The sequence below is a fragment of the Methanobrevibacter sp. TMH8 genome (genome assembly GCF_020148105.1).
Classification (GTDB): Archaea; Methanobacteriota; Methanobacteria; order Methanobacteriales; family Methanobacteriaceae; genus Methanobinarius.
On the sequence record NZ_JAHLZE010000029.1, the window covers coordinates 75,962 to 82,694 of the forward strand.

A 6,733-nucleotide genomic window follows, 5' to 3' on the forward strand; every position below is an offset into this window, starting at 1 on the left:
TTAATAAAATCATTATAAAAAGATTTGAGATACTATAAATTAAATTGAGGATTATTCATGGAAGTAGAAGGGACTATCACAACAGGTTATGGGAAAGGAGCTTATTTTTTAGGACAAGAATTTTACAAGTCAAAATTCAATGAAAAATGTGGCTTTGAACCATATCCTGGAACTCTTAATATTACTATTTCAGAAAAATATTTAGATGAAATTAGAGAAATAAAATCTAATTGCACTAATATAATAAAGCCAAAAGAAGGTTTTGGTGGTGTTAAATATATTAAAGCTACTTTAAATGATGATATAGTTGGAGCAATAGTATTTCCAGATAAAACTACTCATGACGAGAATTATTTAGAATTTATAGCTAAAGATAATCTTCGAAAAAAGCTAAAATTAGAAGATGGAGATAAGGTTAAGCTTAAAATTTAATTATATTAGAATTATCTTAAAATTATTTTATAAAAAAACTATCAAAATAACATTAAAATTATAATTTTTGATTAAATAATAATTAAATTTATAAATTCTTATAAAAATTATATTAAAAATAATTAAAAATAATATTAAAAATATAAAAATATTATAAAATATTGTAAAATATTATAAAATTTACTATTAAATTACTTAAAAATTAATATAAAAATTATTACAAATTAAGTATAAAATTAACAAATTAAAGTTTACTATACTAATCAAATACGAAGGTGAAAAAGTGTTGAAAAAAGCATTAAAATCATTACAAAATGGTGAATTTGTTCTAATGTATGATGATGAAAAAAGAGAAAGTGAAACTGATATGATTATAGGAGCTGAGTTTGTAACAGGCAAAGAAGTAGCTACTATGAGAGAAGATGCAGGAGGACTAATTTGCTGTTGTATTCATCCCAACTATTGTAATGAACTTGGATTACCTTTTATGACCGACATAATGGATGCAGCTAAAAATGAATATCCAGTTCTTGGAGAATTAACTCCTAATGATATTCCTTATGATGAGAAATCTTCATTTTCCATTTGGGCAAACCATAGAAAAACATTTACTGGAGTAACAGATAACGATAGAGCTCTCACTATAAGTAGTATGGCTAAAATGTGTAAAGAAGAAAGATTTTCTGACTTTGGAAAAGAGTTCAGATCTCCAGGTCATGTGGCCCTACTTCGAGGAGCAAATGGTCTATTAAAAGGTAGACAAGGCCATACTGAAATAAGTTTAGCAATGGCAGAAATGGCAAATATCACTCCAGTTACAGTAGTATGTGAAATGATGGACAGCACTACTGGAGAAGCTAGATCTGTGGAAAAAGCAGAAGACTATGCAAAAGAACATGGACTTATTTTCATGGATGGGAATATAGTTATTGAAGAATATTTAAAATAAACATCCAATAACTAGCTAATAAATAAAATAAGAAATAAAGGGTGGTGAAATTATGGTTGAAACAATAGATGAATATATTTCTGAATTTCCAAAAGATATACAAGAAAAATTAGAAAAAATTAGAAAAACTATACAAGAAACTACACCTGAAGCAACTGAGAAAATTAGCTATGGAATACCTACTTTTTATTTAAATGGTAATTTAGTTCATTTTGCTGCTTATGAAAAACACATTGGATTTTATCCTGCTCCAAGTGGAATAGAAAATTTTAAAGATGAATTATCGGAATATAAAACTTCTAAAGGAACAATTCAATTTCCATTAGATAAAGAAATTCCATATGATCTTATAAAAGAAATTGTTAAATTTAGAGTTAATGAAAATGAAAATAAGAAAAAAACTAAAAAATAATCATGAGTAAAAAAAGTATTTTATAAAAAGCATCCTAAAACTGATGGATAATAATTATTTAAAAAAATTTTTTATCTCATCAAAAGACAAATAACCTTTGAATTTAGGAATATTACTCATTTTTACTATTTTTTCTAAATCAAGATGTTTTTCAACTGTTTTCAATGCAGCTCTAGAAAACTCTTCCAATTTTATTTCTACTTCAGGAGTAGTGCTCCTTTCATCTAATTTTATTTTTGGAATAGCTAATATATCATCAATAGCTAATTTATTTCCAGTTTCAGAATTAAAAACAGAAGTTACATAGCTAGCTACTTCATTAAAAATATCCATATCATAGACTTTATTAAATATGATTCCATTGACTTCTATTCCCATTTTTTTCAAAGTTTTTGCATGGGAAGCTAAATCAACAGCTGCTGATTCAATTCCTCCTTTATTAACACCTGAAACAAGAAGCATTGGAATATTAGAAGAAACAGCTATTTCAGCACCAGAATAAGGAATTTTTTCATTGAGAAGACCTGTGAAAACGCTCATAACACCTTCAATAATAACAAAATCATAATTTGAAGATTTAAGTCGTTTTAAAGTATTTTCAATATCCATCCACCCAAGATGACCAATTTTAATAGAAGTATATTCTTCCATTTTATTTTTTGTCAAGTATAGTGAAGGTTCAGTATCTCTAACATCAGGACCAACTTTTAAAACACATACATTTAGTCCTCTTTTAGTTAATCCTCCAGCTATTCCAGTAGTAATGAAAGTTTTACCAGAATCAGAACCAGTACTTCCAATCATGAGCATTGGAGGAATTTCTTTAGAAATAGAATCAATATCATGAGTAGCTGTTATATTGTCATCATTTTGATTGATTTTACTATTTAATGAATTTAAAAGAATTTTCTTAAATTCATTACAAGATTTGATATTATTAATATTAATACCTGTATCAATAGCTAATTCAGATCTAATTCTTTTTTTAACTTCTTCATTAGCTATAAAAATATTATTTATATCATTAGGATTAGCACCAATATAATCAAAAATATTTTCAACAATAACAGGATTTTCATCTAAAATACCATGAATCATAGTTCCAATAACATTCCCATTATCATTTCTAACACCTGATAAAACAGAACTATCAGTATCTCCATAATTCATTCTCTTAATAGAAGAATAAAGAATTGGTAAGGTATTGTTATCATTTATCTTAATATTTCCATAAGTATGACAATGAAAACCTGTAATAAATTCATTTGAAGAAATATTTTTAGTTAAAAAAGAGTCATTAGCTACAACTGCCTCAACACGATCATTACTAATAAGAGGAGAAAAATTAACATCTAAAAGTCCCAATCCTTTTTTAATAATAGGGCAAGGAGATTTCCTACCAACATCAGTTTGATTAGCTAAAGCCTGAAAACCAGAACAAATTCCAATAACAGGTTTTCCATCTGCAGCCATTTGTTTAATTTCATCAGCTAAATCATTGGAAATAGAATTGGATTCAAGAATAGAACCTCCGGGAATGATTATAGCATCAAGCTCATCACTAGCTTTAACACCATTTGTATCATCGACCAAACCATTAGACTTAACAAGATTTGTTGGAAGATTACCAAAATCTTCAAATCCTGGGAGAGATCCTTTAATATAAGTTAATCCAATTTTCATGATTTTAACCTAATTCAATAGCTAATTCATATTTTATTATATTTATATATTTATAGAATATAAAAAAATTATATAATAAATAAATTATGTCTATAATAAATTATATTGTAGAATAAATTATATCATTAAATTAAAGCATATTTTATATAAATTAATATAATGAAATTAAATTTTATTCTAAATAATTTATATCTTTAGATTAAATTATTATATAATTTAATAGATTTAAACTAAAATATATGGGATTTACATATATTGAAAAATATATGTAAAATCTATGTAAAATATAAATAAAATAAATATATTGTAGAATAATATATTTAAATTAAAATATATTGTATATGATTATATAATGTTTATTATCAAAAACTCATTGATAAATAATCAGTTAAGTGATTCTAATGCAGCCATAGCTTTAATAATTTTAGCATCATCATTTGGTTTAGCTTGAAGTTGTAATCCTACAGGAATTCCATTATATTCTCCTGCTTTCATACTTCCAGCGGGAATACCGGCTAAATTAGCTATAACTGTTAAAACATCATAAGCATACATTTCCATTGGTTCAAGTTTTTCTCCAATTTTATGAGGGAGTTTAGGAACAGTTGGTCCAACAATTAAATCAACACCATCAAGAAGTTTGTTTATTTCATTTCGAATTAAAGATCTAGCTTGAAGAGCTTTTTTATAATATTTTCCACTGAATTCTTGTTGTGAAATATATGAACCAATCTCTATTCTTCGAAGAACTTCTTCACCACAAACATCCTCAATTTTATAACCATACTTTCTTCCATCATATTTTCTTGTGCTTGAGAAAAACTCAACATAGTTTATTAAATAATATGTAGGTAAACACAAATCGATTTGGTTGAAATTTAATTCAACTACTTCAGCACCCAATTGTTTAATTTTATCAATGGACTCATCGATTATTTCATTGATATGTTCGTCAGTTACATCTTTAAATTGAGATATATATGCAACTTTCATATTTTTCATATCTTCTTGTAATTTTTCAGGTTTCTGATTTACAATTTCTGTAAATACAGGGAATTCTTGATTTAAGCTTGTACATTCAGTTTCATCATAACGAATTATAGTATCAAGAGCCATAGCTATTCCAGAAATATCATTAGCTAGAGGACCAATTTGATCAAGACTCATTGAAAGATCAAGAAGTCCTTGTCTTGAAACTGCACCATAAGTTGGTTTAAAACCAATTACTCCACAATGAGAAGCAGGATTCCTAATAGAACCTCCAGTATCAGAACCAAGAGCTATATCACACATTCCAGCCGCAATAGCTGCAGCACTACCACCACTAGAACCACCAGGAATATGCCCAGGAGCTGCAGGGTTATGAGTAGCACCAAAAAAAGAACTTTCAGTAGAACTACCAGCTGCAAATTCATCCATATTACAGATTCCTACAATAATTCCATCATTTTCTTTGATATACTTTACAACAGATGCATCATAGCTACCTTGATAATTTTCGAGAGTTTTAGAAGCTGCAGAAATTATACTATCTTCTACATTTATATTAGCTTTTATTCCAAATATAAGACCAGCTAAAGACCCAACATCTTCTCCATTTTTGATTTTTTCATCAATTTCTTTAGCTTGAGTAAGTGCTGACTCTTTGTTTACTTCTAAAAAAGCATTAATAGAAGAATTATCCTTTTCAATAACCTCTAAATAGTTTTCGAGGTTTTTAGTAGCTGTTAAATCTTGATTTTTAATCGCTTGTGATTTTTCAAAAATATTCATTAAAACACCTAATAATATCAGAATGATATATAATTATACATAAATCGTGAATTATTTGAATTATCCATGTTTAACTAATATTCTAAATTATAAAATATTTATAAATATTTTAATTTATTTATAAATATAAATTATAAAATATTGTAAATATGAAATTTTAAATTATTAAAATTCAATAATATTATAAATATATTTTTAAAGCTTAAATAATTTAGTAATTTTATAATAATATTAATAATTATAGATTTATTTTTTTAAAATTTTTTAGTATTTAGTTTTTATATTATTTTTATTTAAAAATATATTCTAAAAATAGAATTTCATTATTATTTTTATTAATTTAAAGGATATAATAATTTAAATTATAAAAACAATGCCATATTAAAATGATAAAAAATAGAAGAAAGGATAAAAAGAGTTAATTTATCCTTTAATTGTTTTTGTTTTATTTTTAGTGTTTTAGGCTGATTGATTTTTTATTGTTAGCTAATACTATTTCTTTGTTTTTGTTTTTGGGATCGATTTGGAAGTGGGCTATGCAGTATCTGTGATTAGCTCTGTCTGGGAAGTAGCTGACGATAATTGATATTTTCTTGCCTGGAGCTATTGATTTGATTTTGATGTATTTGGTTTTGATTTTAACTCCGTTTCTCATATGGAAAAGAACTAAAACAGTAGATTTAGATTTTAAACTTCCTTTATTAGCTATTGTAACTCTATATGTGGATACTTTTTTCCTGAAAGACAATTTTTTGATTGATGCAATTCCTAAGTTAGTTTTAGGGTTGACTTTTTGCACATTAGTGGTTTTTGTTGATTTGTAGTTGCTGTCTCCTGTGAATTTAGCTGTTAATGTGTGTTTTCCACCTTTTAAACCAGGTATATTGAATACAGCTATTCCATTATTGTTAGTTGTTGCTGTGTATGTTTTTCCCTTGATAGTTAATGATATTTTTTTATTTTTGAGGATATTTCCATTTACGTCTTTAAGAGTTACTTTTATGTTAGTTTTTTTACCTTCCTTAATAGTTGGAGCAGAAACAGTAATAACAGTACCTTTTTCTAATACTACATTAACACTAGTAGTATTGTTAGATTCACTGTAAAAAGTAGTTCCTAAAGTATCAGTAGTATTAAATTCATTAAGGGTTGCAAAAATGTTGTATAATCCTGTGCTAGGAGCGTTATAGGTAAACTCAGCAATACCATTGTTGTTGGTTATTGCAGTTCCTACTAATTTTCCATTAACATAGAAATTAATAGTTGCACCAACAATAACATTACCATTAATAATATTAGTAGCTTTCACTCTTATGGTAACTTTATTACCTGAAACAACAGTACTAATAGCTAAACCGGACTGAACATCAATCACATTTCCTGAACCAGTAACTTCACCATTATTAACAATATCATTTCCAGAATTACCAGAAACATTATTATTTCCAACAGTAGCATTACCTCCGTTAACAACACCATTACCA

At 26.5% G+C, this 6,733-nt stretch carries 6 protein-coding genes; 3 read left to right on the forward strand and 3 right to left on the reverse strand.

What is annotated here, in order from left to right; all coding sequences use genetic code 11:
- Positions 1–57 precede the first annotated feature (57 nt).
- From KQY27_RS06185 to KQY27_RS06195, 3 genes are all read left to right on the forward strand, one after another.
- Positions 58–432 carry a DUF120 domain-containing protein gene (locus KQY27_RS06185; RefSeq protein ID WP_224425698.1) on the forward strand — a complete coding sequence of 125 codons (375 nt, stop codon included), beginning with the start codon at positions 58–60 and terminating at the stop codon, positions 430–432.
- A gap of 283 nt (positions 433–715) precedes the next feature.
- Positions 716–1,381: a 3,4-dihydroxy-2-butanone-4-phosphate synthase gene (gene ribB, locus KQY27_RS06190; protein WP_224425699.1), complete on the forward strand. Its 666-nt coding sequence runs from the start codon at positions 716–718 to the stop codon at positions 1,379–1,381.
- A gap of 52 nt (positions 1,382–1,433) precedes the next feature.
- Positions 1,434–1,793, forward strand: coding sequence for a DUF1801 domain-containing protein (locus KQY27_RS06195; RefSeq protein WP_224425700.1), 360 nt, complete (start codon positions 1,434–1,436; stop codon positions 1,791–1,793).
- Positions 1,794–1,847: 54 nt separating this feature from the next.
- Here the strand turns inward: KQY27_RS06195 and KQY27_RS06200 are convergent, their stop codons facing one another.
- From KQY27_RS06200 to KQY27_RS06210, 3 genes are all read right to left on the reverse strand, one after another.
- The gene (locus tag KQY27_RS06200; RefSeq protein ID WP_224425706.1) at positions 1,848–3,479 is read right to left on the reverse strand and encodes an AAA family ATPase; all 1,632 of its coding nucleotides are present in this window, start codon (positions 3,477–3,479) and stop codon (positions 1,848–1,850) included.
- A 381-nt stretch (positions 3,480–3,860) separates the two neighbouring features.
- Positions 3,861–5,249 (reverse strand): Asp-tRNA(Asn)/Glu-tRNA(Gln) amidotransferase subunit GatA, encoded by a 1,389-nt coding sequence (gene gatA, locus KQY27_RS06205; RefSeq protein WP_224425701.1) that lies wholly within the window; start codon positions 5,247–5,249, stop codon positions 3,861–3,863.
- Positions 5,250–5,700: 451 nt separating this feature from the next.
- Positions 5,701–6,733: Ig-like domain-containing protein (locus KQY27_RS06210; protein WP_224425702.1), on the reverse strand; the 1,033-nt coding region annotated here is incomplete at its 5' end.

What these genes read in the sequence shown, in the direction of transcription:
- KQY27_RS06185 (WP_224425698.1), top strand. Translation starts at nt 58, where the DNA reads ATGGAAGTAGAAGGGACTATCACAACAGGTTATGGGAAAGGAGCTTAT.
- KQY27_RS06195 (WP_224425700.1), top strand. Translation starts at nt 1,434, where the DNA reads ATGGTTGAAACAATAGATGAATATATTTCTGAATTTCCAAAAGATATA.
- gatA (WP_224425701.1), bottom strand. Translation starts at nt 5,249, where the DNA reads ATGAATATTTTTGAAAAATCACAAGCGATTAAAAATCAAGATTTAACA.